The sequence below is a fragment of the Fictibacillus sp. S7 genome, from assembly GCF_004127935.1.
Lineage (GTDB): Bacteria > Bacillota > Bacilli > Bacillales > Fictibacillaceae > Fictibacillus_C > Fictibacillus_C enclensis.
Map to the genome: position 1 here is coordinate 56489 of NZ_QJKL01000001.1, position 25900 is coordinate 82388.

A 25900-nucleotide genomic window follows, 5' to 3' on the forward strand; every position below is an offset into this window, starting at 1 on the left:
CGGTTTCATAGTGAGTGGACTTAAGCTAGTTTTTCGGTGGATGTTTCGTCTTTTCGGTCCCATTGTACAGTAAATTGAATTTTATTTTTACGCTTTACCGTTTCATAGGTTTCCGAGATGCACTTTCGCTGATTTTGTACTTGTTCTGCAATAAACCCTGCTTCCAGGCCGAAGGTGGGGTTTTCCTGTAGTTCAAAGCGTTTGTCAATGAGTGGAGAAGACAGTTCCAATATCATCTCATTCTTGTTCATTTCGGCAATAATCAAGCTTCCCCAACCGGCTTCTGCAAAAAAGTGAACCAGTTCTTCCGTTGAGCTTAAAGGAAACTTCCTTGCCAGGCTGCGTCCGGCCCAATACAGGATGTTGCGTTCTTCTTTACCAAGCAATTCCGGCAGCAGAATGTTTTTCAAAAGTTCATAGCCGAAAACCGGAACACCTCCAGCAGGTGGAGTTTCTTTTGTTGCCTTTTCCTCGCTTTGCTGGATGTTCTCATGTTGTTCCATTTCGATCTCCCCGCTTTCTACGTTTTCCATTATAGCCTGAATAATACGAGAACTCTATAAAAAGTCACATATTTGTCGAATTTTCCGCGAGCGATAACGTTGAAAAAACCCTTTTAAATCAAGACTTTTTTGAAATTTTTATGTTAACGTTTTCTTGACGGTGTCAAACGATGGGAGTAAAATGAAACATGTTATTAAGTTAACGCATGAACGATCATCTTTTTTACTTCAAGCGCTGAGGAATAGCTTTCAAAAAGGGACGGAGAGAAACCAGTGGTTTCAAAAAAGACAGAGGTAATTTAGAAAGGGGCAAATTGAATGGCAGGCAGTCGAAGTTTTAACACAAGAAGGCTACACTCATTACTCGGTGTAATCCCGGTAGGACTATTTCTACTAGAGCATCTCGTTGTAAACTACTTTGCAACAAAAGGGGCAGCATCGTTTGATAATGCAGCAGATTTTATGGGCAACTTACCATTCCGTTATATTCTGGAAGCGGTTGTTATTTTTATTCCTCTCTATTTCCATGCAATTTACGGTCTTTATATTACTTTTACGGCAAAGAACAACACAAGCCGTTATGGGTATTTCCGTAACTGGATGTATCTTTTACAGCGTGTAACTGGAGTTATTACTCTAATCTACGTTTCCTGGCATGTTTGGGAAACTCGAATTGCAGCAGCCTTTGGAGCAGAAGTAAACTATCAGATGATGGCAGACATTTTAAGCTCACCATTCATGGTGGCATTTTACTTAATCGGTGTTCTTTCCGCCGTATTTCACTTTTCAAACGGTTTATGGTCATTTTTTGTCAGCTGGGGTCTTACGGTTTCGCCTCGATCACAGAGAATTTCTACTTACGTGACGATGGGCGTTTTTGTTGCGCTTGCGATCGTGAGTGTCCGAACTATTTTTGCATTCATTTAAGAAGGGGTGAACCATCTTGAGTAAAGGAAATATTATTATTGTTGGTGGAGGCCTTGCCGGGCTGATGGCTACCATCAAGGCAGCTGAAGCCGGTATGAAGGTTGACTTGTTTTCGCTGGTTCCTGTTAAACGTTCCCACTCTGTATGTGCACAGGGCGGAATTAACGGGGCTGTAAATACAAAAGGGGAAGGGGATTCTCCGTACGTCCATTTCGATGATACGATTTATGGGGGAGACTTTCTTGCCAACCAAACTCCTGTAAAGGCGATGTGCGAAGCGGCACCAGGAATTATCCATCTTATGGACCGCATGGGTGTAATGTTTAACCGTACACCGGAAGGATTGCTTGATTTCCGCCGTTTCGGGGGAACACAGCATCACCGAACCGCATTTGCCGGAGCAACAACCGGACAGCAGCTTCTGTATGCGTTGGACGAGCAAGTAAGACGCCATGAAGTAGCCGGCCTGGTTACCAAATATGAAGGTTGGGAATTCTTGTCCGCGATCGTCGATGATGAAGGAGTTTGCCGTGGTATTACTTCCCAAAACTTAAAATCCATGGAGATTCACAGCTTTGCTGCGGACGCTGTTATCATGGCGACCGGAGGACCTGGAATTATCTTTGGTAAATCTACGAACTCTGTTATCAATACTGGTGCAGCAGCAGCTTCTCTATACCAGCAAGGTGTTGATTATGCAAATGGTGAGTTCATTCAAATTCACCCAACAGCAATCCCGGGGGATGACAAGCTTCGTCTTATGAGTGAATCAGCCCGTGGTGAAGGTGGTCGCGTTTGGACCTATAAAGATGGTAAACCTTGGTACTTCCTTGAAGAAAAGTATCCTGCATATGGAAACCTTGTTCCTCGTGATATTGCTACACGTGAAATTTTCCATGTGTGTGTAGATGAAAAATTGGGAATCAACGGCGAAAACATGGTCTATCTTGACCTTTCTCATAAAGATCCGAAAGAGCTGGACATCAAGCTTGGCGGAATTATAGAAATCTATGAAAAATTCATGGGGGATGACCCTCGTAAAGTTCCGATGAAAATCTTCCCTGCTGTCCATTATTCCATGGGAGGCATGTGGGTTGACTTTAACCAGATGACCACCATCCCTGGTCTTTTCGCTGCGGGTGAATGTGAGTATCAATACCACGGAGCCAACCGTTTGGGTGCCAACTCACTTCTTTCTGCCATTTTCGGTGGAATGCAGACGGGCCCTGCAGCTGCTGCATATGTAAACGGTCTTGAAAAAAGCTCGGATGACGTTTCTGCTTCTGTATTTGAGCAGCAGGTTCGCAAAGAGCAAGAAAAATACGATAACATTATTAGCATGGACGGTAATGAAAATGCGTATGTTCTTCACAAAGAACTTGGTGAATGGATGACGGATAACGTTACAGTTGTACGCTATAATGACAAGCTTCAGCAAACGGATGAAAAAATCCAGGAATTGATGGAGCGATACAAAAAGGTCAACATCAATGATACAGCCAAGTGGAGCAACCAGGGTGCATCCTTTACACGCCAGCTGTGGCATATGCTTCAGCTTGGAAGAGTCATTACGCTTGGTGCCTTAAACCGTGATGAAAGCCGCGGTGCGCACTATAAGCCGGACTTCCCGGATCGTAATGATGATGAATGGCTAAAGACAACAAAAGCAACCTTTAACCCTGCAACTAACGGTCCAGATTTTTCTTATGAAGAAGTGGACATTCAATACATCAAGCCGCGTAAGCGTGACTATTCCAAAAAGAAAGCGGAGGCGAAATAAATCATGAGTGATAAGACCATTAAGTTTCTCATCACGAGACAAGACACTCCTGAAACGGCCCCGTACGAAGAAGAGTTCGAGCTTGAATATCGTGCGAATATGAATGTCATTTCCGCGCTGATGGAGATCCGCAGAAGCCCTGTGAACGCAAAAGGGGAAGCGACTACTCCTGTTACGTGGGAAATGAATTGCCTTGAAGAAGTATGTGGAGCATGCTCCATGGTCATTAATGGGAAGCCGCGTCAGGCGTGTACGGCTCTCATTGACAAGCTTGAACAGCCGATTCGTCTGGCCCCAATGAAAACATTCCCGGTCGTACGTGACCTTGCTGTCGACCGAAGCCGTATGTTCGATGCCCTGAAGCGTGTGAAAGCCTGGATTCCAATCGATGGTACTTATGATTTAGGTCCTGGACCCCGCATGCCGGAAACAAAACGCCAGTGGGCATATGAGCTTTCTAAGTGCATGACATGCGGTGTGTGTCTGGAAGCATGCCCGAACGTAAACAGCAAATCTGATTTCATCGGTCCCGCGCCTTTGTCTCAGGTTCGATTGTTCAATGCGCATCCAACAGGAGAGATGAACAAGGAAGAACGTTTGAATGCATTGATGGAAGACGGTGGTCTTGCATCATGCGGTAATTCTCAAAACTGCGTGCAGTCTTGTCCAAAGGGTATCCCGTTGACAACTTCGATTGCTGCTCTGAATCGTGCCACTACATTCCAGGCGTTCAAAAACTTTTTTGGAAGCGACCGAGTATAATGGAAAAGCCCCTTCACAATCGGAGGGGCTTTCTTTATGTCTATTTTTATAAACGGGCGCATAGTAAGGAAAGGTCAGGAAGGAAATCTTAGACTTTTTCAATGAATCAAGTCACTCCTAAAAAGCTTCTGACATAGTATATGTTGACTAAATACTTCCAATTTGCAAATGTGCATTGGCAGTTCTTATACCCTAGCAAGGAGGGGTGAAATCATTGAAAGAGAAACACTACCGACCGAAGCCTCTACTTACAAAACGAGAAAGAGAAGTTTTTGAATTACTGGTCCAAGACAAGACAACCAAAGAAATCGCAGAACAGCTTTTTATTAGCGAGAAGACCGTTCGCAACCACATTTCCAACACAATGCAAAAGCTTGGGGTGAAAGGGCGCTCTCAAGCCGTTGTAGAATTATTGAGGCTTGGAGAACTAGAAATTTAGTCAGAAAACGGCTTTCGCTGAAAGCCGTTTTTCTTTTTCGAAATGGTAACCTGATTTTGATAATTGCTAAACAACCTTTTTTGGGCTATGATGTAGGCATTGCGAAATTCTAGGCTTACTGCTCGAAAGGAATGGAAACAGGATGAATGCACCCTTCCACATTAAAAAAACACTCAACAATAATGCAGTGGTCGCGACAGATGCTTCAAGCATGGAATTGATCCTGATCGGAAAGGGTATCGGGTTTGGAAAGGTAAAGGGTGATGTCATAGAGGCGAATGTCATTGACAAACTCTATATTCTGACCAGCGAAAAAGAGCAGGAGCAGTATGTATCTCTAGTCCGTTCCCTTGATGAATCATTTATCGAACTTCTCAACGATGTGATTACCCACATAGAGAAGCGGATGCAAACCACATTAAATGAACATATTCATGTGGCCCTTACCGACCATATGGCTTTTGCCGTTAAACGTCTGGAACAAGGAATGGATATTCGGAATCCGTTTCTTTTGGAAACCCAGACCCTCTATCCAAAGGAATTCACCGTAGCCGAAGAAGTAATCGAGGAGATCAATCAGGCTCTCGGCATTCATTTGCCTGATGGCGAGATCGGCTTTGTGGCGCTTCATATCCACAGTGCAGTGACCAATAGAAGTTTGAGTGATATCAATCAGCATTCGCGACTGATCAACCGGCTGGCGGAATTAATTGAAGAGTCTCTTGAGATTAAGCTTGACCGGAAAAGTATCAATTATCTGAGGCTTGTCAGGCATTTGCGGCATACAATCGAACGGGTGGAAGCCGGCGAAAAAGTGGATAAACAAGAAAAGTTAGCAAAGGTGTTGAAAGAAGAATATCCTTTGTGCTACAATCTTGCTTGGAAGTTAATTAAGGTAATGCAGAATACGTTGAACAAGCCCATTCCGGAAGCGGAAGCAGTGTATCTGACGATGCATTTGCAAAGGCTTACTTAAACTTAATAAATGTACTTTTGCTTTACGTGTTACTGATTCGATCAGGCATGAGTGAAGAAAAAAGTGTAGTAAGAGCTTAATTCGGATAATCTATATCTGACTGGCTTTTGTATGCGCTTTTTTTGCACTCATGCCTTTTTTATATTGATTCAACTTCCAATACAACTATATTTAAAAAAATAAGGAGGAACATACCCATGTGGAAACAAATTTTTGGGGTGCTTCAGCGGGTAGGTAAGGCGTTGATGCTTCCGGTTGCGATTTTGCCGGCGGCAGGTTTGCTTTTAGCCTTTGGTAACGCATTCAAAAACCCTGCATTGCTTGATAAGATCCCTGCATTAAAAGCTGGCTGGTTCCAGCTTGTGGCAAGTGTAATGGAAAACTCGGGGAACATTGTGTTTTCCAACCTGTCCCTGCTTTTTGCGGTAGGGGTAGCCGTCGGTCTGGCCGGCGGAGAAGGAGTGGCAGGACTTGCTGCCATCATTGGTTACTTGATCATGAACGTGACGATGGGCACATTAAAAGGCATCACGCCGGACATGATCAAAGACAGCCCGGAGTTTGCCAATGTGCTTGGGATTCCAACGTTGCAAACCGGTGTTTTCGGCGGTATTATCGTAGGTATTCTTGCTTCGTATCTATATAAGCGTTTTTACAAGATCGAACTGCCTCCATACTTAGGGTTCTTTGCTGGTAAACGGTTTGTGCCGATTATTACAGCGGTTTCATCCCTGGTACTTGGGATCATTATGATCGGTGTTTGGCCTTATGCACAGCACGGGCTAAATTCTTTCTCGCATTTTATGCTTGATTCCAACCGTACACTAGCAGCCTTCGTTTTCGGTGTGATTGAACGTTCGTTAATCCCTTTCGGACTTCACCACATTTTCTACTCTCCTTTCTGGTTTGAGTTTGGGCAATATACGGACAAAGCCGGCGACATCATACGCGGTGACCAAAAAATCTTTTTTGCTCAAATTAAAGATGGTGCGCCACTAACCGCCGGTACATTCATGACAGGTAAGTTTCCGTTCATGATGTTTGGTCTTCCGGCAGCAGCGCTTGCCATGTATCATGAAGCGCGCCCTGAACACAAAAAAGTCGTAGCGGGCATCATGGGCTCTGCAGCCCTGACTTCGTTCCTTACAGGGATTACTGAACCACTTGAATTTACATTCTTGTTCGTGGCTCCTGTACTTTTCGGAATTCATGCAATTTTTGCCGGGTTGTCATTTATGACAATGCAGCTGTTAAATGTTAAAATCGGTATGACTTTCTCAGGTGGGGTTATCGATTATCTGTTGTTTGGAGTTCTGCCGGGCCGTACCGCTTGGTGGCTTGTTATTCCGGTAGGCTTGGTTCTTGCCGTGATTTATTACTTCGGTTTCCGCTTTGCGATCAGAAAATGGGATCTTAAGACCCCGGGACGCGAAGTAGTGGATGATGAAGTAGAAACAAACGTGAGTGCGAGCAACGAAGGTTCTTTGGCGGCCAACATTCTTGAAGGACTTGGCGGAAAAGGAAACATTCGTGATCTTGATGCTTGTATTACACGTCTGCGTGTTGCGGTTAATGATGCGAAAAATGTTGATAAAGATCGTTTGAAAAAACTCGGAGCTTCCGGTGTACTGGAAATGGGCAACAACATTCAGGCCATTTTCGGAACACGCTCAGATACGCTTAAGAGTGAAATCAAAGATATTATGGACGGTAAAGTCGTAGCAGCACCGAAAGAACCATTAACCGAAAAGCAGGAAATGGAAGTACCTGCTCCAGCCGTAGCTGAACGTTTCGTTTCACCGCTGGAAGGGAAAATCATGCCTATAACAGAAGTGCCTGACCAAGTGTTTTCTGGTAAAATGATGGGTGATGGATTTGCTGTGGAACCTTCGGATGGAACAGTAGTATCACCAGTAAATGGTAAGATCATCAACGTATTCCCGACAAAGCACGCAATTGGAATTGAATCCGATGGCGGCCGCGAAATTCTGGTCCATTTTGGAATCGACACGGTCAAACTTAAAGGAGAAGGATTCGAATTGTTTGTGAATGAGGGTGACATCATAGAGCAAGGGCAAGAATTAATGAAAGTTAATCTTGATTTTGTAAAAGGAAACGCTCCATCAGTTATAACACCAATCGTGTTTACCAACCTTGCTGAAGGAGAAAGCATTCACCTCGAAAAAACAGGAAATGTGTCTAAAGGTGAAGAAAATATCATCGCAATCCACTAAAAAATATCAAAGGAGTTTTTAATCATGGCAGAAAAAACATTTAAAGTAACTAGCGATTCAGGAATCCACGCACGTCCGGCAACTGTTCTTGTTAACCAGGCAGGACAATTCAGCTCAGACATGACTCTTGGGTACAACGGGAAAAATGTTAACCTTAAGTCCATTATGGGCGTGATGAGCCTTGGAATCCAAAGCGGTTCTGAAATCACAATCAAAGCTGAAGGAAACGATGCTGAAGTAGCGTTAAAAGCGATTGAAGATGTAATGAAAAAGGAAGGACTTGGTGAGTAATGTCTGAAAACATTTCAGGTATTGCTGCATCAGCAGGCATAGCGATTGCCAAAGCATTCATCCTTGAGAATCCTGAATTGACAATCGAAAAGAAGCGGGTGGAAGATACTGCTTCCGAGATTAACCGTTTTTCCGCCGCTGTCGAAAAGGCGAAAGGCGAACTTCAGGTTATTAAAGAAAATGCACTAAGAGATTTAGGAGAAGATAAGGCAGCAATTTTTGCTGCCCATCTTCTTGTTCTTGAAGATCCAGAGCTTATTGATGCAGTAAAAACGAAAATTGAAAGCGAAAATGTAAATGCAGAAAGTGCCATGGATGAAATCTCCAGCATGTTCATTACCATGTTTGAACAAATGGACAATGAATATATGAAAGAGCGTGCGGCGGATATCCGAGACGTATCTAAACGTGTTCTTGCTCATTTGCTGGGGGTTCAATTCTCATCCCCTGCAAGTATTTCTGAAGAAGTTATTATTATTGCTGAAGATTTAACACCGTCAGATACCGCCCAGCTTAACCGTCAATTTGTTCTCGGTTTTGCAACAGATATTGGCGGAAGAACTTCTCATTCCGCTATCATGTCCCGTTCAATGGAAATTCCAGCAGTTGTTGGAACTAAAGTAGTGACCGAGAAAATTCAAAACGGCACGATTCTTGTGATTGACGGACTTGACGGTGAAGTTATTGTTGACCCAACCGAAGAGGAACTTGCACTTTATAGGAAGAAACAAGATCAATATAAAGAACAAAAAGCAGAGTGGGCGAAGCTTGTTAACGAGCCAACAACGACGACTGATGGCCAGCATGTAGAACTTGCTGCCAACATTGGAACACCTAAGGACGTTCAGGGTGTGCTTGAGAATGGTGCCGAAGGTGTTGGGCTTTACCGAACAGAGTTCTTGTATATGGGCCGTGACCAGCTTCCAACCGAGGAAGAACAGTTTAAGGCGTATAAAGAAGTTCTCGAAAAAATGGAAGGAAAGCCTGTTGTTATCCGTACGTTGGATATCGGCGGTGACAAAGAACTGCCTTATTTGGACCTTCCAAAAGAAATGAATCCGTTTCTTGGTTTCCGTGCCATCCGACTTTGCCTGGAACAGCAGGATATCTTCAGAACACAGCTCAGAGCGTTGCTTCGAGCAAGTGCATACGGTAATTTGAAGATCATGTTCCCGATGATTGCGACGCTGGTCGAATTCCGCGCAGCCAAGAATGTTCTTCTTGAAGAAAAAGAAAAGCTCGCAAAGGAAAATATTGATGTTTCTGAAAACATTGAACTTGGAATCATGGTTGAAATTCCATCGACTGCGGTGCTTTCAGACCGTTTTGCCAAAGAAGTAGATTTCTTCTCTATTGGTACAAACGATCTTATTCAGTACACGATGGCGGCAGACAGAATGAACGAGAGAGTTTCCTATTTGTATCAGCCATACAATCCGGCTATTCTCCGTTTGATTCAAATGGTCATCAATGCTGCCCACAAAGAAGGTAAATGGGTAGGAATGTGTGGAGAAATGGCAGGAGATCCAATCGCTATTCCGATTCTGCTCGGTCTTGGACTCGATGAATTCTCCATGAGCGCAACGTCTGTGCTTCCTGCCAGAAGCCAGCTTTCCAAACTTTCCAAATCAGAAGCTGCAAAACATGTAGATACGATTTTAAACATGGATACTGCTGAAGAAGTTGTAAAGTTTGTGAATGAAAATTTTTAATGGCAAGTGAATGATAAGAGCTGGTCCTTTTGTAAAGGATCGGCTTTTCTTTGTTGACAACGATGAATTTTTCTTTTATCCTTTTTAAGGATTTTGTGTTGAACTGGTGGATGTTTGGATGCAGCAGTGAAGATGGAAGAGATAACCATTTTTCGAAGCTGGAGCATACAACATGAATAGACACCGGAAGAAAGAAGAGGCGGAAAAAATGGATAAACCAATAGGTGTAATTGACTCGGGTGTCGGCGGATTGACTGTGGCAAGAGAGATCATGCGGCAGCTGCCAAAAGAAGAAATCTATTACGTGGGAGATACAGCCCGCTGCCCTTATGGCCCGCGGCCAATGGACGAAGTCAGAACCTATACATTGGAAATGATTGAATTCCTTCTGAGCAAGGAGATAAAAATGCTGGTTATTGCCTGCAATACGGCAACGGCAGCGATATTGGAAGAAGTGAAAGAAAAGCTGAGCATCCCTGTTATTGGGGTGATTAATCCCGGCGCACGCACGGCCCTTAAAGTGACAAAAAATGGTCAGGTGGGCGTTATTGGCACCTTAGGGACTATTAAAAGCCACGCCTATGAAAATGCGTTAAAAGGCATCAAAGGGGACATTACAGTCCACAGTCTGGCTTGCCCCCCATTTGTGCCATTGGTTGAAAAGGGAGAGCTTGACGGGGAAGAAACGGTACATGTCGTATCCGAAGTGCTTCAGGAATTAAAAGATAAACCGATCGACACCGTGATTCTCGGCTGCACGCACTACCCTTTGCTGCGCCCTGTCATTCAGCGTGTCATGGGAGATGGCATTAAACTCATCTGCTCCGGTGCTGAAACAGCAAGGGAAGTGTCAGCAATCCTCGATCACAGCGGTCTTTTGTACAAGGGGGACCGGATGCCTGAGCATGAATTTTTCTCCACTTCCGATAACGGTCATTTTCTTGAGATCGCCAACCATTGGATGGAACAAAAAATCGAACAAGTACACTTTATTACCCTTGGGCAAAACGGATAACCGTTTTGCTTTTTTTTTCTCAACATAGTGGTCTAAACAGGGGGACAGCCCGTATAAATAGTAGTACAACCACTTGGGGAGGGAAAAGTATGTACAAAAGGTTCAAAATAGGAGCGCCGCTTTTTCTGCTGTCAGCTTCCTTATTGATGGCGGGATGTGGAATGGGAGGAAATAAAGCAGATAATGAGGTCGATCCTCCGAAAGTGAATTATGTGAAAGAAGGAAAATCTCTTGATGCAGAGACAACGGCAAAGGCGAACAAAAACGCTGTAAAACGCCAGCTGTTTTTGCTCGACAGCAATGGTTTGGTGGTGCCTCAGATGCTGAATCTGCCAAAGACAGGAACCGCCGCGAAACAGGTGCTCGAATATCTGGTTAAGGACGGGCCGGTCTCCAATATCCTGCCCAACGGTTTTCAAGCTGTTCTTCCCCCTGACACCCAGGTGCTGGATGTCGCTGTCAGCAAGGATGGCACGGCGACAGCCAATTTTTCGAAAGAGTTTATGGATTACAGAGGGCAGGATGAGCAAAAGCTTCTTCAAGCGATTACCTTTACTCTCACACAATTTGACAATATCAAAAACGTAAAAATACAAATAGACGGCAAGGATCAAAAAGTAATGCCGGTTAATCACACCCCCATCAATGATGGAATCAGCCGGGCGGATGGAATCAACATCGAAAACGGGGATGTTGTGGATATGACAGGCAGTGACACGGCAACACTCTACTTTGTTGCCCAAAATGATTCTCAAACCTACTATGTGCCGGTGACACGCCGGGTGGCCAAAAATGACTCAGACCCAATCAGTGCAGCAATCCATGAACTGGTTCAGGGGCCGGGTGAGCAGAGCAGACTGCTAACTGGTATGAGAAATGATGTAAAATTGCTGGATCCGCCAGTATTGAAACATGGAGTCGCCACCTTAAACTTCAATAAAGCCATTCTTGAAAACAAATCGGAACATACCATTGATGACACAGTGCTCCAATCCATCGTCTTATCATTGACCGAGCTGAATGGAGTGAAAAAAGTAGCGATACAGGTAGACGGCAAAGCAAAATTGAAAAATGAAGAGGGAAAATCCATTACTGCTCCTGTTTCCCGTCCTGAAATGGTGAACACCGGAGAATTTTAATGAAAGATAAACTTGTGGTAGGATAAAAGAGACGGCTTCTTGCCTTCTCTTTTTTGTTCACGAAATTTTCGGAAATCGTTTTAAGAGAGCAGGAAGCGAGCAGGAACATCGGGAGGATTATAATGAGAAATGACGGCAGGTCAAACGATGAACTCAGATTCGTCAGAATGGAAAAAGACTACATAAAGCATGCGGAAGGATCAGTTTTAGTTACCGTTGGGGATACAAAAGTCATTTGTACAGCAAGTATAGAAGACAGGGTCCCGCATTTTATGAGAAACCAGGGCAAAGGCTGGATAACGGCTGAATACTCCATGCTTCCAAGGGCAACAGAGCAACGGACAGTGCGGGAAGCAAGCAGGGGAAAGGTGACAGGCAGGACGATGGAAATCCAGCGTTTAATCGGCAGGGCACTTCGTTCGGTTGTGGATTTACCTAAAATGGGCGAGCGGACACTCTGGATCGATTGTGATGTCATTCAGGCAGACGGTGGCACACGTACGGCATCCATAACAGGAGCCTTTGTGGCCATGGTTCTGGCTTTTGTCGGGCTGATCGAAGCCAAGACGATCAAAAAGATGCCAGTGAAAGATTTTCTGGCTGCAACTTCTGTGGGTATTGACAACACGGAGGGTCCTATTTTGGATTTAAATTATGCAGAAGACGCCAACGCAAATGTGGATATGAACATTGTGATGACAGGAAGCGGGGAGTTTGTCGAGCTTCAGGGAACCGGAGAAGAAGCGACATTCTCTTATGCAGAGCTTCAGTCTCTGCTGAAGCTTGGATCAAAAGGTGTTGGTGAGTTGATTGAATTACAGAAGGAAGTCCTCGGTGAATGGGCGAAACTTATAAATGAAGCGGAGGATGAAAAATGAAAGTTCTGATTGCTACAAAAAATGCTGGGAAAGTAAAAGAGTTTCAATTCATGTTTGCCGAAATGGGTGTTGAAGTTTCCTCTTTACTCGATGTGGAAAACGCGCCAGATGTAGAGGAAACAGGAACCACTTTTGCGGAAAACGCCCGGCTGAAGGCAGAAGAAATTGCAAATTTATATCATTTGCCGGTAATCTCGGATGATTCCGGTCTTGTTATTGATGCACTCGGTGGAAGACCTGGTGTTTTTTCAGCCCGGTATGCGGGAATAGAGAAAGACGATGAAAAAAATATGGACAAGGTACTGGATGAAATGCGCAGCGTTCCGGAAGAGGAGCGGACCGCTCGATTTGTTTGTACATTGGCCATCGCTAGGCCGGGTAAGGAAACGGTGATTGTTGAAGGTCATTGTGAAGGCAGCATTGCTTATAAAAAAACAGGAAGCCATGGGTTCGGCTATGATCCGATTTTTCTCGTTCAGGGAATATCCAAAACGATGGCCGAGCTTACAAAAGAGGAAAAAAATCAAATCAGCCATCGTGCGAAAGCATTGGCCGAACTGAAAGACCAGATACATCTGCTGTTTTAGGAGGTAGCCAACCGTGAAAGTGTTAATTGTGAGTGACAGCCATGGATACAAAAAAGAACTCGAACTGATAAAGGAACGGCACCGTCATGAAGTCGAGGGTATGATACATTGCGGAGATTCGGAACTGACGTCTGATTCACCAGAATTGAAAGACTTTGTCGTTGTGAAGGGGAATATGGATTATGCTGCACCGGATCTTCCCACAGAAGTCATCGAATTGATCGGTGATACCGTATTTTATGTCACACATGGTCATTTAATGGATGTGAAAATGTCGCTGGTGTCCCTGACATACCGCACTGAAGAAACCGGTGCCAAAATCGCGTGTTTCGGGCATTCCCATACTGCTCATTGCTTTGAGCAAAACGGGCATGTTTATATCAACCCTGGCAGCATCAGAATGCCAAGGGAGCGTTTTGAGAAAACATATGCAATTTGCGAAGTACATGGAAGCTCAGTCACCGTCTCATATCTGGATCTGGAAGGACAAGAAGTAAGAGACCTTAGAAGAGAATTTCAAATAAGCTGACAATCTTTTCTGAAAAACTTGATTAGATAACGCCATTGCGAAGTTGATTGTAGTGAAAGGTACAAGATCCTCGAAAATAAAATACACATTTTCTTGTTGCGATGTAATGCTGACGAAGCATTCCTTATCCTGCGGAAGTAGCGTGACAGGTGAGGCTAATTAGGCGTTTACGCCGGCAAAGTAGGCGTTTACGCCGGCAAAGTAGGCGTTTACGCCGGCAAAGTAGGCGTTTACGCCGGTAAGTCTCACCGCACACCCCGCCGATAGCGGGCGTCCTGAACCGGAAATCAACTGCTTCCCGCTCCAGTGTTCGAAAATAGTATAATAAATGGATATAGCTTTTTTCCCTGAAAACTTGTTGACATATTTAACAGGGTATAGTATATTTACTTATGTCGCTGATGCAGTGGCATCCTAATCAAACATGCGGGTGTAGTTTAGTGGTAAAACAAGAGCCTTCCAAGCTCTGGTCGTGAGTTCGATTCTCATCACCCGCTCCATTTGCTATTTCTCACGTTGCAATGGAAATGAAAAGGCAAGACTTTTTTTACGGAACAGGAAAAGTCAATTAGTGATTGATCATACGTTTTCCCCGAGGAAAACAAACCTGTGTGCCCGCAGCGCTTTGCAGTAGCATGAAGTTGCACTGCTAGGCGGAAAGGGCTCTAAAATACATATGTCCCAGTAGCTCAGCCGGATAGAGCATACGCCTTCTAAGCGTACGGTCGGGAGTTCGAATCTCTCCTGGGACGCCACTTTACTTACATATTCAAGACACCTTTTATTGAAAGGGTGCCTTTTTTTTTGTGATTTTCTAATTAATCGGCTCAATTTGTAAGCGCTTCAAAAATGTTTACAAATGAGGCGTTTAAGACTCGATTTCTTGTACAGCAATAATGTAAGCGTATACATAAAATTAGAATAAACAGAAAAATTACATTTTTTTAAAAAATGTGGTTGACCTCCGTCCAAAAGGGGCGTAACATAATCAACAATTATCAGATTAAATTAAAAAATTCGAACAATTACCACTAAAGGAAAAGGAGGATCACGATGTTAGAGCAATGGGTTTATGTAGACGGTGAATTTGTCTTAAAAGAAGATGCCAAGATCTCTGTTTATGACCATGGTTTTTTATATGGAGATGGGGTGTTCGAAGGCATTCGCGTCTACAACGGAAATGTTTATCGGCTAGATGAACATCTGCAGCGTCTTTACGAATCGGCTCAGTCCATCATGTTAACTATTCCACACACGAAAGAGGAGCTGACCCAAATTATTGTTGAGACGCTCCAAAAAAACCAATATCGTGATGCCTACATTCGCTTAGTGATATCACGGGGAAGGGGAAACCTTGGACTTGACCCGTTTACCTGTGAAAAGCCGGGAGTTATTGTCATTGCAGAACAGCTAGCTCTTTTCCCAAAAAAACTTTATGAAACGGGAATTGAAATTGTGACAGTAGCGAGCCGGCGGAATAGAGCAGACGTGCTTAGCCCGAAAGTAAAATCACTGAACTATTTGAACAATATTCTCGTGAAAATTGAAGCCAATTTGGCCGGTGTAAGCGAAGCCTTGATGCTGAATGACCAAGGCTATGTGGCTGAAGGCTCTGCAGATAATGTTTTCATCGTTAAAGGAAACAGCATAAAAACACCTCCGGGTTATCTGGGGGCTCTCGAAGGTATCACAAGAAATGCCATCGTGGAAATTGCCGCCGAGCTCGGCTATAACGTCTCTGAAGAACCGTTTACACGGCACGATGTCTATGTCGCTGATGAAGTGTTCCTTACAGGGACGGCTGCTGAAGTCATTGCTGTCATTAAGGTGGACGGAAGAGTAATCGGAGAAGGCGTTCCAGGAAAACACACCAATATCCTTTTGGAAGCTTTCAGAAAAAGAGTGGTTGAAGAAGGAGTCAAGGTTTATTCCAAATCAACCAACGTACAGGCAGGATAATCAATTTGTAACAGGAGATGTCGTATATGCGTAGTAACATGATAAAAAACGGAATTGACCGAGCGCCACATCGAAGCTTGCTTCATGCGGCCGGTGTAAAAGCAGAAGATATGAACAAACCATTTATTGGGGTCTGTAATTCCTATGTAGATATCATTCCGGGCCACATGCACCTAAATAAAGTGGGTGAGAAAGTAAAACAGGCCATTCGCGAAGCAGGCGGTGTACCGTTCGAGTTCAACACAATCGGTGTTGACGACGGGATCGCCATGGGCCACATCGGAATGCGTTATTCCCTTCCAAGCCGGGAAATTATCGCTGACTCCGCCGAGACAGTAATCAATGCTCACTGGTTTGACGGAGTGTTTTATATCCCGAACTGTGACAAGATTACACCAGGAATGCTGATGGCCGCGGCCAGAACCAATGTACCTGCTGTATTTGTATCTGGTGGTCCGATGGAAGCCGGTAAGTCATCTTCCGGTAAATCCCTTTCTCTCGTTTCAGTTTTTGAAGGAGTCGGTTCCCACCTGTCAGGCAAAATGTCGCGTGAAGAGCTGCTTGAGCTTGAGACAAGTGCCTGTCCGACCTGCGGATCCTGTTCGGGAATGTTCACTGCAAACAGCATGAACTCCATCATGGAAATGCTCGGCATCACACTTCCGGGCAACGGCACACTCGTAGCAACCTCGGAGGAACGAGATAAGCTGTATAAAGATGCGGCTTTCCACCTGATGGACCTTGTTGAACGCGATATCCGGCCGAGAGACATTATCACGAAAGAAGCAATTGATGATGCATTTGCTCTTGACATGGCCATGGGAGGCTCGACGAACACAGTCCTTCACATGCTTGCCATCGCACATGAGGCGGGTGTTGAATATGACCTTAAACGAATTAATGAAGTAGCGGAAAGAGTGCCATACCTCTCAAAGATAAGCCCTGCATCAGACTATACCATGCAGGATGTTCATGAAGCCGGAGGGGTCAGCGCCATTATCAAACAACTTGGTCAAATGGACGGTGCCATTCACCGGGACAGGATCACTGTCACTGGCAAAACATTGTATGAAAATGTGGAAGAAGCTGAAATTTTAAACAGTGATGTTATCCGCTACCCTGACAACGCCTACAGTCCTGTAGGAGGCCTTTCCATTCTGTATGGAAACCTTGCACCGGACGGCTGTGTTATCAAAGTTGGCGGCGTGGATCCATCCATCAAATATTTTGAAGGAGAAGCGATTGTCTTTGAATCCCAGGACGAGGCGCTTGACGGAATAAAAACCGGTCAAGTCAAGGAAGGCCATGTAGTTGTAATCCGCTATGAAGGGCCAAAAGGCGGGCCGGGGATGCCGGAAATGCTGTCTCCAACTTCCGCTATTGCCGGAATGGGCTTAAGCACAAAGGTAGCTTTGATCACCGACGGAAGATTCTCAGGTGCTTCCAGAGGAATTTCCATCGGCCATATCTCGCCGGAAGCAGCAGAAGGCGGACCAATCGCTTTCATTGAAAATGGCGACCAAATATTAATTGATCTCCCTAACCGAACAATCAATTTGATGGTCAGTGAAGAAGAATTGCATCAAAGAAAGGCGGATTGGCAGCAGCCAGAGCCTAAAATCAAACAAGGCTATCTCGCCCGTTATGCCAAACTTGTCACTTCGGCCAATACTGGCGGAGTCCTGAAAGTATAATACCTTTTAAAATTAAAAATCATTAAATCTGTGAAGGGGAAGAATGACAGAAGGTTATTTCCAGAGAGCCGGGTTGCTGTGAGCCGGTAATAACCCTGTCAGGATCTCACCCCTGAGTGTCTGTTCGAACGCACGGTTCAAGTGTCAGTAGGTCAGATCGAGTTAGCCAGTTTTTTTTCAATGGGTAACTTGTTATCAAACCGGATGAACTTTTCATCCATGAGGCGGCAATGCAAGAGCCGCGAAAAAGGGTGGTACCGTGAAAAGAAGCCTTTTCACCCCTTTGGCAGGATAAACACTGTCATTTTGGGTGAATAGGCTTTTTATTTTGAACAAATAAGGGAGGAATCAGAAATGAAAGCCAGCTGGGTGGCTGAGGAAGAGAAAAGCAAAGTCCTGAAGATGTCTGGGGCCGATATGCTGATGGAGGCACTGGAAAAAGAAGGGGTTGACGTATTATTCGGATATCCCGGGGGTGCCGTCCTTCCCATTTATGATGCGCTGTACAAAAGGAACATCAAACACATTTTAACAAGGCATGAACAAGGCGCTATTCACGCTGCTCAAGGGTTTGCAAGAGTGGCCGGAAAGCCCGGCGTTGTTATCGCCACCTCAGGGCCAGGCGCGACCAATCTGGTAACGGGAATAGCGGATGCCATGATCGATTCACTCCCGCTTGTTATTTTCACAGGCCAGGTTGCCACATCGGTTATCGGAACAGATGCCTTTCAGGAAGCCGATATCGTTGGAATCACGATGCCGATCACAAAGCACAATTATCAGGTGAGAAAAGTGGAAGAGCTGCCAAGAATCATTAAAGAAGCCTTCCACCTTGCACAGACCGGCCGTCCAGGCCCGGTACTGGTTGATATTCCTAAAGATATCTCTACATCGATTGGTTCGTATAAACCATCCAACGAAGTTGATCTTCCGGGATATCAGCCAACGACAATTCCGAACCTCCTGCAAGTCAAGCGTCTGGCAGATGCCATCGCACAAGCGAAGAAACCAGTCATTCTTGCTGGAGCCGGCGTCCTGTTTGCCAAAGCCGAGGAAGAGATCCTTGCACTGGCCGAGCAGCACAGGATTCCTGTCACGAATACGCTTCTCGGACTGGGAAGTTTTCCGTCGGAACATCCGCTCTTCCTGGGAATGGCCGGAATGCATGGTACGTATGCGGCGAATACCGCTCTTCATGAATGTGACCTTTTGATTGGAATCGGAGCCCGTTTTGATGACCGGCTTACAGGCAACCTTGCACACTTTGCCCAAAAAGCAACTGTTGCCCACATTGATATCGATCCGGCTGAAATCGGAAAAAACGTTGAAACGCTTATTCCGATTGTAGGCTGCGCAAAACATACAGCGGCAGCTTTGCTCCGCGAGAGCACAACGTCAGGAGACACGGAGGAATGGGTTTGCCAATTGGCGGAACTTAAGAACAGTTATCCGCTTTGGTACAAAAATGAAGGGGATGTACTGAAGCCGCAGCGACTGCTTGAAATCATTCATGAGGAAACCAAAGGTGAAGCCATTGTTACAACAGATGTAGGTCAGCACCAAATGTGGACGGCTCAATATTATGGATTTTCCAAACCGAACCGCTGGGTAACCTCAGGGGGACTGGGAACCATGGGATTTGGTTTTCCGGCAGCAATTGGAGCCAAAATTGGCAAACCAGAGCTTCCGGTTGTGGCAGTAACGGGGGATGCAGGGTTCCAAATGACCCTTCAGGAGCTTTCCGTTTTACAGGAAATGAAGCTTCCGGTGGTCATTGTCATCGTCAATAATCAATCGTTGGGCATGGTGAGGCAATGGCAGGAAATCTTCTATGAAGAACGGTATTCAGAATCCTTGCTTCCGGTCCAGCCGGACTTTGTAAAACTGGCTGCTGCTTACGGAATTGAAGCCGCATCGGTTACGACCGAAGAAGAAGCTCGGGCCAAATTTGCCGAAGCGCTTGATTCCAAAGGACCATTCTTGCTGGACTGTAGAGTCGCATCAGATGAAAATGTTTATCCGATGATTGCACCCGGCAAGGGAATCCATCAGATGATTGGGGTGAAACCATGAGGCGCATCATAACCGCCACAGTATTAAATCGAAGCGGGGTACTCAACCGGCTGACGGGATTAATGACCAAGCGGCAATTTAACATCGAAAGCATCACGGTCGGGCATTCAGATGATCCATCGATCTCGAAAATCACTATCGTTGTGCAGGTGGAGGATGACAGGAAGCTTGAACAGCTCCTGAAACAACTTCACAAGCAAATTGATGTGCTAAAGGTGAAGGATCTCACGGAAATGGCACTCGTCGCGAGGGAGCTGGCCTTGATCAAAGTGATGACCACTCCGGAAACCCGCAGTGAGATCAAAGTGATCATCGAGCCGTTCAGGGCAAGTATCATCGATGTCAGCCTGGAAAACGTGACCATTGAAGTGACAGGCGACAATGACAAGGTAGAAGCGATCATCGAGCTTCTGAGACCATATGGCATTAAAGAAATCTCAAGAACAGGCCTTACCGCCATGCCGAGGGGTACACAAAAAACGGTCTATAATCTGAATCAGTTTTCTATTATTTAAATCTATAAAAAATAAAACCAACAAAACCAACTATTATTGAGGAGAGATGAAAAATGGCAAAAGTATTTTATGACAAAGAGATCGCGGATCAGTATCTAAACGGAAAAAAGGTAGCAGTTATTGGATATGGTTCACAGGGGCATGCACACGCGCTAAACCTGAAGGAAAGCGGTTATGACGTGGTGGTAGGAGTAAGACCAGGTAAATCATACGATCAGGCAGTCGAAGACGGAGTACGCGTGGCATCTGTTGAAGAAGCTTCCAATGAAGCGGATGTTATCATGATCCTTCTGCCGGATGAACTGCAGCCGCAGGTATACAAAAAGGAAATTGAGCCGGCATTGACACCAGGCAAATCACTTGTTTTTGCTCACGGATTCAATGTTCATTTCCATCAAATCGTTCCGCCGGACTTTGTGGATGTATTCCTTGTTGCGCCTAAAGGGCCAGGACATCTTGTACGCCGTACGTATGAAGCAGGAGCCGGGGTACCTGCATTGATCGCCGTTTATCAGGACGTTTCAGGAACTGCGAAGGAAACAGCGTTGGAATACGCAAAAGGAATTGGAGCGGCAAGAGCCGGCGTTCTTGAAACAAGCTTTAAAGAAGAAACAGAAACAGATTTGTTCGGTGAACAGGCAGTATTGTGCGGCGGATTGACTTCGCTTGTAAAAACAGGATTTGAAACGCTTGTTGAAGCAGGCTATCAGCCGGAAGTTGCTTACTTTGAATGTTTGCACGAACTCAAATTAATTGTAGATTTGATGTATGAAGGCGGATTGGAAGGCATGAGATACTCTATCTCTGATACAGCCCAATGGGGTGATTTCCAATCCGGTCCTAGAGTCGTAGATGAAGATACAAGAGAGAAAATGAGAGCGGTATTGAAAGATATCCAAACAGGTGAATTTGCAAAAGGATGGATTCTCGAAAACCAAGCGAACCGCCCGGTGTTCCATGCTGTGAATGAAAGCGAAAAGAATCACCCAATCGAGGTTGTTGGCCGCGAGTTGAGAGCAATGATGCCATTTGTGAAACAGCAGAAAAGTAAGAAAAAGGAGGCAGTAAGCAGTGCGAAAAATTGATATCTTTGACACAACATTACGGGATGGCGAGCAGACGGCTGGAGTAAATTTAAACGCCCATGAAAAACTGGAAATAGCCAGACAGCTTGAACGGCTCGGTGTTGATGTCATTGAGGCAGGATTTCCGGCAGCTTCACCTGGGGATCTTGCTGCGGTGAAACAGATTGCTGAAGAAATTAAAAACAGCACTGTCACCGGCCTTGCGCGTTCGACCCAAAAGGACATCGATGCCGCATGGGAAGCACTAAAAAACTCTGCCGAACCCCGTCTGCATGTGTTTCTGGCAACGTCTCCAATTCATATGACATACAAACTGAAAAAAACACCGGACGAAGTTATTGAAACGGCTGTCCAGTCGGTTAAATATGCTAAACAGAAGTTTCCGGTTGTACAATGGTCTGCTGAAGATGCATGCCGTTCAGATTTGCCATTCCTTGCAAAAATCATTGAACAAGTGATTGAGGCAGGTGCATCTATCATCAATCTGCCAGATACGGTAGGTTATCGCAGTCCTGCTGAATACGGGCAGCTCTTCCAATATGTAAGAGAGCATGTTCCAAATATCCACAGGGCGAAATTATCAGCACACTGCCATGACGATTTGGGCATGGCAGTAGCCAACTCGATGGCGGCTATTGAAAATGGAGCGGACCAGATAGAGTGCGCGATCAACGGCCTCGGAGAACGAGCAGGTAATGCATCGCTGGAAGAGATTGCGGTTGCTCTAGCCATCCGCAGCTCCTTTTATCAGGCGGAAAGCCGGTTGGAATTAAAGGAAATCAGCCGTACGAGCTCGCTTGTCAGCAGACTGACAGGAATCAGCGTTCCTCCGAATAAAGCAGTGGTAGGTAAGAATGCATTTGCGCATGAATCTGGCATTCATCAGGATGGCGTGCTGAAAGAGAAATCAACGTATGAAATCATTACACCTGAACTTGTCGGTGTATCTTCCAACTCGCTTGTTTTGGGAAAACACTCAGGACGTCATGCCTTCCGGTCACACATTCAGAAGCTTGGCTTTGAACCGGGGGAGGAACAACTTAATATCCTGTTCAAGGAATTTAAGGACCTTGCCGACAGAAAGAAGGAGCTTACCGAGGAAGACATTTTTGCGCTGCTTCTGGAGCACAAGATCCAGCCGCCGGTTCCGATGTATCAGCTTGGCGACCTTCAGGTGAATTATGGAACAAATAATATTCCGACGGCGACCATTACATTAAAAGCACCGGATGGAACAGAGATTCAGGAAGCGGGTACCGGATCAGGAAGTGTGGAAGCCATCTACAATACGCTGGATAAAATGCTTCCGCTGCCGGTTCATTTAAAAGATTACCGCATCCAGTCAGTCGGATCCGGCAGAGATGCGCTGGCACAGGTATACGTTCTTCTCGAATACGAGGATCAGGAGATCAATGGAAGCGGAACGGCACAGGACGTACTGCAGGCTTCAGCCAAAGCGTATGTTCACGCCCTAAACAAAACGATCATGAACGTTCAAAAAGACGAATTGGTGAACGTGAGTCTATAAATCTAATGAGGAGGGGTCAAGATGGAAAAAACAATTACAGTCTTGCCGGGTGACGGAATCGGACCGGAAGTGATGAAAGGGGCTTTGCGTGTCCTCAAAGCAGTTGAAGCCCGCTATGGCCATCAGTTTAATGTGACAGAAATGCCGATCGGCGGTAAAGCCATTGATGAGACAGGATTTCCATTGCCCTCTGAAACGCTGGAACAATGCAAAAAAAGTGATGCTGTTTTGCTGGGAGCTGTTGGCGGCCCGAAATGGGACGGAATGGAAAAACGGCCGGAGCAGGGCCTGCTTCAAATTCGCAAGGAATTGAATGTTTTTGCCAACCTTAGGCCGGTAAAAGCATTCGCCCCTCTTGGTGATATTTCACCGCTCAAACCGGAGCTCATCGAAAATGTGGACTTGATATTTGTCCGGGAGCTTACAGGCGGGCTGTACTTTGCCCAGCCAAAAGGAAGAACTGGAAATGAAGAAGCGGTAGATACGCTGTATTATCACCGCAATGAAATCGAACGAGTGGTAAAAAAGGCTTTTGAAATTGCCGCTTCGCGAAGCGGCAAACTGACTTCTGTAGATAAAGCCAATGTCCTTGAGTCAAGCAAGCTTTGGAGGGAAGTGGTCAACGAAATGGCCAAGAGCTTTCCGGAAGTGGAAGTAGAGCACATGCTTGTTGACAATGCTGCGATGCAGCTTGTCAGAAACCCCGTACAATTTGACGTCATTGTGACAGAGAATATGTTTGGTGACATTTTATCTGACGAAGCATCAATGATCACTGGCTCTTTGGGTATGCTGGCTTCCGCTTCGGTAAGTGAGGACGGTCAAGGGCTTTATGAGCCGGTCCATGGATCTGCGCCTGACATTGCCGGGAAGAATGCGGCCAATCCACTGGGGATGGTCCTGTCAACTGCCATGATGCTTCGTCATTCCTTCCATATGAATGACGAAGCGGATGCAATAGAAATGGCCGTTCAGGAAGTATTGAACGCCAATTACCGAACCAGAGATATTGAAAGCAAAAAAGGAAGAATATCCACAACAGATGAAATGGTGGACCAGCTGATCTATCGATTGGATGAAAATGCAGCAACCACCACACTGCTTGAAGTGTATGTGTAAGGAGGAAGATGAGATGACAAAAACCATTATTGATAAAGTTTGGGAAAAACATACCGTCATGCAAGAGGAAAATAAGCCCGGTCTTTTGTACATTGATTTGCATCTTCTTCATGAAGTAACATCTCCGCAGGCCTTTGCCGGCCTGCGGAAAAAAAACCGGAAAGTAAGAAGACCAGACCTTTGTTTTGCCACAATGGATCATAATATTCCGACAAAAAACCGGTTTGTGATCGATGACAGCATTGCCTTGAAACAGATCCAGACCCTTGAAGAAAATTGTAAGGAGTATGGCATCCATCTGGAAGGGCTTGAATCCGACCAACAAGGGATTGTCCATGTTATCGGACCGGAACTTGGGTTAACATTGCCTGGGAAAACCATAGTTTGCGGAGACAGCCATACATCCACTCATGGAGCTTTTGGTGCTCTTGCCTTTGGAATCGGAACAAGTGAAGTGGAGCATGTGTTGGCCACACAGACCCTCTGGCAGCAAAAACCAAAACAGTTGAAAGTAAATATAGAAGGAAAACGCGGTTTTGGAGTAACGGCCAAAGATATTATTCTTGCCTTAATTGCTCAATACGGTACCAATGTTGGCGCCGGACATGTCATTGAATTCACTGGTGAAACGGTGCGCAGCTTTACCATGGAAGAACGCATGACGTTATGCAACATGTCGATTGAAGCAGGAGCAAAAGCCGGATTGGTTGCACCTGACGAGAAGACCTATGAATATATTAAAGGCCGCAAATATGCTCCACAGGGTGAGCAGTTTGAGGAAAAAGTGAACGAGTGGAAGGCCCTTCGTTCCGATGCAGATGCGAAATATGACAAGGTCATTGAAATCAATGCGGCAGAAGTGGAGCCGATGGTAACCTGGGGAACCAATCCATCCATGGGTGTGGGGATCTCTGGCAATGTACCCTCCTATAGTGATGAACAAACACAGCAGGAAAGAGAATCCTTGCAAAAAGCCCTTCATTATATGGGATTAAATCCTGGGCAGTCATTGACTGAGGTACCTGTTCAGCATGTCTTCATCGGTTCATGTACCAACTCGAGGCTCAGTGATCTGCGGGCTGCTGCAAAAGTGGTTAAGGGAAGAAAAGTTCACGGTGGAGTTCAGGCCATTGTGGTTCCCGGCTCACAGCAAGTAAAGGCAAAAGCAGAGCAGGAAGGCTTACATCTTGTTTTTCAGGAAGCTGGTTTTGACTGGCGTGACTCAGGATGTTCCATGTGCCTTGGGATGAATCCGGATATCGTGCCTGAAGGAGAAAGGTGTGCTTCTACTTCCAACCGGAACTTTGAAGGCAGACAGGGCAAAGGGGCAAGAACGCATCTGGTCAGCCCGGAAATGGCGGCGGCAGCTGCCATCGAAGGGAAGTTTACAGACGTTCGCAAGTTTCAATCTGGTTCTAGGGAAGGTGAGCAGTATGCCAGGATTTAAAACATTTACCGGAACAGCAGCGGTACTGGACCGTGATAATGTGGATACGGATCAAATCATACCAAAACAGTTTTTAAAGCGTGTTGAACGAAGCGGGTTTGGAAAGTATTTATTTTTCGACTGGCGGTTTAACCGTGACGGCTCCCCGAATCCTGAGTTCGAATTGAACCGTCCTGAAGCTGAGGGAGCGGAGATCCTGCTTGCCGGAGATAATTTCGGATGCGGTTCTTCACGCGAACATGCTCCTTGGGCATTGAAGGATTATGGATTTAAAGTGATTGTGGCTCCGGATTATGCGGATATCTTCTATAATAATTCATTGAAAAATGGAATATTGGTGATCAAGCTTCCTGCCGAAACCATTAATAGCCTGAAAGACAGAGTGGCAGCTGGTGATCAAAGGCTTACGGTGAGCCTTAACAAACAGGAGATTTTATCCGGAGAGGAAGTCCTGGCTTCTTTCTCATTCGATCCATATTGGAAAGAGATGATTCAGAATGGCTGGGATGAAATATCCATTACCCTAAAATATGAGGATGAGATCAGCCGCTTTGAGAAGCAGCAGGAAGCCGTTAAGCAACCACAATTATAAAATGTGTTTTTAAAGTTTTTGGACAGATGAGGTTTGAAGTAAGTCAAAAAAGGGAAAAATAAGAGGAGACGTGGCAAAGCAGAACGTGTTAGCAGGTTTCCTATTTAATCGTTCCA

23 protein-coding genes and 2 tRNA genes are annotated in these 25900 nt (G+C 45.3%); 24 read left to right on the top strand and 1 reads right to left on the bottom strand.

The window, feature by feature from the left end; translation table 11 throughout:
• Positions 1 to 20 precede the first annotated feature (20 nt).
• On the bottom strand, positions 21 to 533 hold the full coding sequence (locus DMO16_RS00270; protein WP_241840399.1) for a YslB family protein: 513 nt from the start codon (positions 531 to 533) through the stop codon (positions 21 to 23).
• Positions 534 to 821: 288 nt separating this feature from the next.
• Between DMO16_RS00270 and DMO16_RS00275 the strand changes: the two genes are divergently transcribed.
• The 24 genes from DMO16_RS00275 to leuD all read left to right on the top strand — a co-directional run bounded on the left by DMO16_RS00275 (position 822) and on the right by leuD (position 25784).
• The gene (locus tag DMO16_RS00275) at positions 822 to 1430 is read left to right on the top strand and encodes a succinate dehydrogenase cytochrome b558 subunit (RefSeq protein ID WP_061972564.1); all 609 of its coding nucleotides are present in this window, start codon (positions 822 to 824) and stop codon (positions 1428 to 1430) included.
• Positions 1431 to 1446: 16 nt separating this feature from the next.
• Positions 1447 to 3210, top strand: coding sequence for a succinate dehydrogenase flavoprotein subunit (gene sdhA / locus DMO16_RS00280; protein ID WP_129474690.1), 1764 nt, complete (start codon positions 1447 to 1449; stop codon positions 3208 to 3210).
• Complete coding sequence (sdhB, locus tag DMO16_RS00285) at positions 3211 to 3972, top strand: succinate dehydrogenase iron-sulfur subunit (RefSeq protein ID WP_129474692.1); 762 nt, start codon at positions 3211 to 3213, stop codon at positions 3970 to 3972.
• A 214-nt stretch (positions 3973 to 4186) separates the two neighbouring features.
• Positions 4187 to 4411 carry a helix-turn-helix domain-containing protein gene (locus DMO16_RS00290; protein ID WP_007202417.1) on the top strand — a complete coding sequence of 75 codons (225 nt, stop codon included), beginning with the start codon at positions 4187 to 4189 and terminating at the stop codon, positions 4409 to 4411.
• 142 nt (positions 4412 to 4553) lie between these two features.
• Complete coding sequence (gene glcT / locus DMO16_RS00295; protein ID WP_129474694.1) at positions 4554 to 5387, top strand: glucose PTS transporter transcription antiterminator GlcT; 834 nt, start codon at positions 4554 to 4556, stop codon at positions 5385 to 5387.
• Between the two features lie 197 nt (positions 5388 to 5584).
• Positions 5585 to 7621: a glucose-specific PTS transporter subunit IIBC gene (ptsG, locus tag DMO16_RS00300; RefSeq protein ID WP_061972568.1), complete on the top strand. Its 2037-nt coding sequence runs from the start codon at positions 5585 to 5587 to the stop codon at positions 7619 to 7621.
• A 24-nt stretch (positions 7622 to 7645) separates the two neighbouring features.
• Positions 7646 to 7912 (top strand): phosphocarrier protein HPr, encoded by a 267-nt coding sequence (locus DMO16_RS00305; protein ID WP_061972569.1) that lies wholly within the window; start codon positions 7646 to 7648, stop codon positions 7910 to 7912.
• Positions 7912 to 9624, top strand: coding sequence for a phosphoenolpyruvate--protein phosphotransferase (gene ptsP, locus DMO16_RS00310; RefSeq protein WP_061972570.1), 1713 nt, complete (start codon positions 7912 to 7914; stop codon positions 9622 to 9624). The genes DMO16_RS00305 and ptsP overlap by 1 nt, the downstream gene beginning before the upstream one ends.
• A 208-nt stretch (positions 9625 to 9832) precedes the next feature.
• The gene (gene racE, locus DMO16_RS00315; protein ID WP_061973039.1) at positions 9833 to 10639 is read left to right on the top strand and encodes a glutamate racemase; all 807 of its coding nucleotides are present in this window, start codon (positions 9833 to 9835) and stop codon (positions 10637 to 10639) included.
• 89 nt (positions 10640 to 10728) lie between these two features.
• Positions 10729 to 11778, top strand: coding sequence for a GerMN domain-containing protein (locus tag DMO16_RS00320; RefSeq protein WP_061972571.1), 1050 nt, complete (start codon positions 10729 to 10731; stop codon positions 11776 to 11778).
• A 122-nt stretch (positions 11779 to 11900) separates the two neighbouring features.
• Complete coding sequence (gene rph / locus DMO16_RS00325; RefSeq protein ID WP_129474696.1) at positions 11901 to 12656, top strand: ribonuclease PH; 756 nt, start codon at positions 11901 to 11903, stop codon at positions 12654 to 12656.
• A complete protein-coding gene (locus DMO16_RS00330) occupies positions 12653 to 13243 on the top strand; it encodes an XTP/dITP diphosphatase (protein WP_129474698.1) in 591 nt (196 codons plus the stop codon). The genes rph and DMO16_RS00330 overlap by 4 nt, the downstream gene beginning before the upstream one ends.
• Before the next feature lie 13 nt (positions 13244 to 13256).
• Positions 13257 to 13772, top strand: a complete 516-nt coding sequence (locus tag DMO16_RS00335; RefSeq protein ID WP_061972574.1) for a metallophosphoesterase family protein — start codon at positions 13257 to 13259, stop codon at positions 13770 to 13772.
• A 426-nt stretch (positions 13773 to 14198) separates the two neighbouring features.
• Positions 14199 to 14272 (top strand) — tRNA-Gly (locus tag DMO16_RS00340).
• A 178-nt stretch (positions 14273 to 14450) separates the two neighbouring features.
• Positions 14451 to 14527: transfer RNA gene (locus DMO16_RS00345), tRNA-Arg, on the top strand.
• A gap of 298 nt (positions 14528 to 14825) precedes the next feature.
• The gene (gene ilvE / locus DMO16_RS00350) at positions 14826 to 15731 is read left to right on the top strand and encodes a branched-chain-amino-acid transaminase (RefSeq protein ID WP_129474700.1); all 906 of its coding nucleotides are present in this window, start codon (positions 14826 to 14828) and stop codon (positions 15729 to 15731) included.
• A gap of 26 nt (positions 15732 to 15757) precedes the next feature.
• On the top strand, positions 15758 to 17425 hold the full coding sequence (gene ilvD / locus DMO16_RS00355) for a dihydroxy-acid dehydratase (RefSeq protein ID WP_129474702.1): 1668 nt from the start codon (positions 15758 to 15760) through the stop codon (positions 17423 to 17425).
• Positions 17426 to 17779: 354 nt separating this feature from the next.
• Positions 17780 to 19498: an acetolactate synthase large subunit gene (gene ilvB, locus DMO16_RS00360; protein WP_061972577.1), complete on the top strand. Its 1719-nt coding sequence runs from the start codon at positions 17780 to 17782 to the stop codon at positions 19496 to 19498.
• Positions 19495 to 20013: an acetolactate synthase small subunit gene (ilvN, locus tag DMO16_RS00365; RefSeq protein WP_061972578.1), complete on the top strand. Its 519-nt coding sequence runs from the start codon at positions 19495 to 19497 to the stop codon at positions 20011 to 20013. The genes ilvB and ilvN overlap by 4 nt, the downstream gene beginning before the upstream one ends.
• Before the next feature lie 53 nt (positions 20014 to 20066).
• Complete coding sequence (ilvC, locus tag DMO16_RS00370; RefSeq protein WP_061972579.1) at positions 20067 to 21098, top strand: ketol-acid reductoisomerase; 1032 nt, start codon at positions 20067 to 20069, stop codon at positions 21096 to 21098.
• Positions 21085 to 22626 carry a 2-isopropylmalate synthase gene (locus DMO16_RS00375; protein WP_129474704.1) on the top strand — a complete coding sequence of 514 codons (1542 nt, stop codon included), beginning with the start codon at positions 21085 to 21087 and terminating at the stop codon, positions 22624 to 22626. The genes ilvC and DMO16_RS00375 overlap by 14 nt, the downstream gene beginning before the upstream one ends.
• A gap of 21 nt (positions 22627 to 22647) precedes the next feature.
• Positions 22648 to 23745 (top strand): 3-isopropylmalate dehydrogenase, encoded by a 1098-nt coding sequence (gene leuB, locus DMO16_RS00380; protein WP_061972581.1) that lies wholly within the window; start codon positions 22648 to 22650, stop codon positions 23743 to 23745.
• A gap of 13 nt (positions 23746 to 23758) precedes the next feature.
• Positions 23759 to 25192 (top strand): 3-isopropylmalate dehydratase large subunit, encoded by a 1434-nt coding sequence (gene leuC, locus DMO16_RS00385; RefSeq protein WP_129474706.1) that lies wholly within the window; start codon positions 23759 to 23761, stop codon positions 25190 to 25192.
• Positions 25179 to 25784, top strand: a complete 606-nt coding sequence (leuD, locus tag DMO16_RS00390; protein ID WP_061972583.1) for a 3-isopropylmalate dehydratase small subunit — start codon at positions 25179 to 25181, stop codon at positions 25782 to 25784. The genes leuC and leuD overlap by 14 nt, the downstream gene beginning before the upstream one ends.
• Positions 25785 to 25900: the final 116 nt, after the last annotated feature.

Bases quoted from the DNA above. Each gene is read 5' to 3' on its own strand.
- DMO16_RS00270 (WP_241840399.1), bottom strand. From the start codon at position 533: ATGGAAAACGTAGAAAGCGGGGAGATCGAAATGGAACAACATGAGAAC.
- DMO16_RS00275 (WP_061972564.1), top strand. From the start codon at position 822: ATGGCAGGCAGTCGAAGTTTTAACACAAGAAGGCTACACTCATTACTC.
- glcT (WP_129474694.1), top strand. From the start codon at position 4,554: ATGAATGCACCCTTCCACATTAAAAAAACACTCAACAATAATGCAGTG.
- ptsG (WP_061972568.1), top strand. From the start codon at position 5,585: ATGTGGAAACAAATTTTTGGGGTGCTTCAGCGGGTAGGTAAGGCGTTG.
- DMO16_RS00305 (WP_061972569.1), top strand. From the start codon at position 7,646: ATGGCAGAAAAAACATTTAAAGTAACTAGCGATTCAGGAATCCACGCA.
- ptsP (WP_061972570.1), top strand. From the start codon at position 7,912: ATGTCTGAAAACATTTCAGGTATTGCTGCATCAGCAGGCATAGCGATT.
- racE (WP_061973039.1), top strand. From the start codon at position 9,833: ATGGATAAACCAATAGGTGTAATTGACTCGGGTGTCGGCGGATTGACT.
- DMO16_RS00320 (WP_061972571.1), top strand. From the start codon at position 10,729: ATGTACAAAAGGTTCAAAATAGGAGCGCCGCTTTTTCTGCTGTCAGCT.
- rph (WP_129474696.1), top strand. From the start codon at position 11,901: ATGAGAAATGACGGCAGGTCAAACGATGAACTCAGATTCGTCAGAATG.
- DMO16_RS00330 (WP_129474698.1), top strand. From the start codon at position 12,653: ATGAAAGTTCTGATTGCTACAAAAAATGCTGGGAAAGTAAAAGAGTTT.
- ilvE (WP_129474700.1), top strand. From the start codon at position 14,826: ATGTTAGAGCAATGGGTTTATGTAGACGGTGAATTTGTCTTAAAAGAA.
- ilvD (WP_129474702.1), top strand. From the start codon at position 15,758: ATGCGTAGTAACATGATAAAAAACGGAATTGACCGAGCGCCACATCGA.
- ilvB (WP_061972577.1), top strand. From the start codon at position 17,780: ATGAAAGCCAGCTGGGTGGCTGAGGAAGAGAAAAGCAAAGTCCTGAAG.
- ilvN (WP_061972578.1), top strand. From the start codon at position 19,495: ATGAGGCGCATCATAACCGCCACAGTATTAAATCGAAGCGGGGTACTC.
- ilvC (WP_061972579.1), top strand. From the start codon at position 20,067: ATGGCAAAAGTATTTTATGACAAAGAGATCGCGGATCAGTATCTAAAC.
- leuB (WP_061972581.1), top strand. From the start codon at position 22,648: ATGGAAAAAACAATTACAGTCTTGCCGGGTGACGGAATCGGACCGGAA.
- leuC (WP_129474706.1), top strand. From the start codon at position 23,759: ATGACAAAAACCATTATTGATAAAGTTTGGGAAAAACATACCGTCATG.
- leuD (WP_061972583.1), top strand. From the start codon at position 25,179: ATGCCAGGATTTAAAACATTTACCGGAACAGCAGCGGTACTGGACCGT.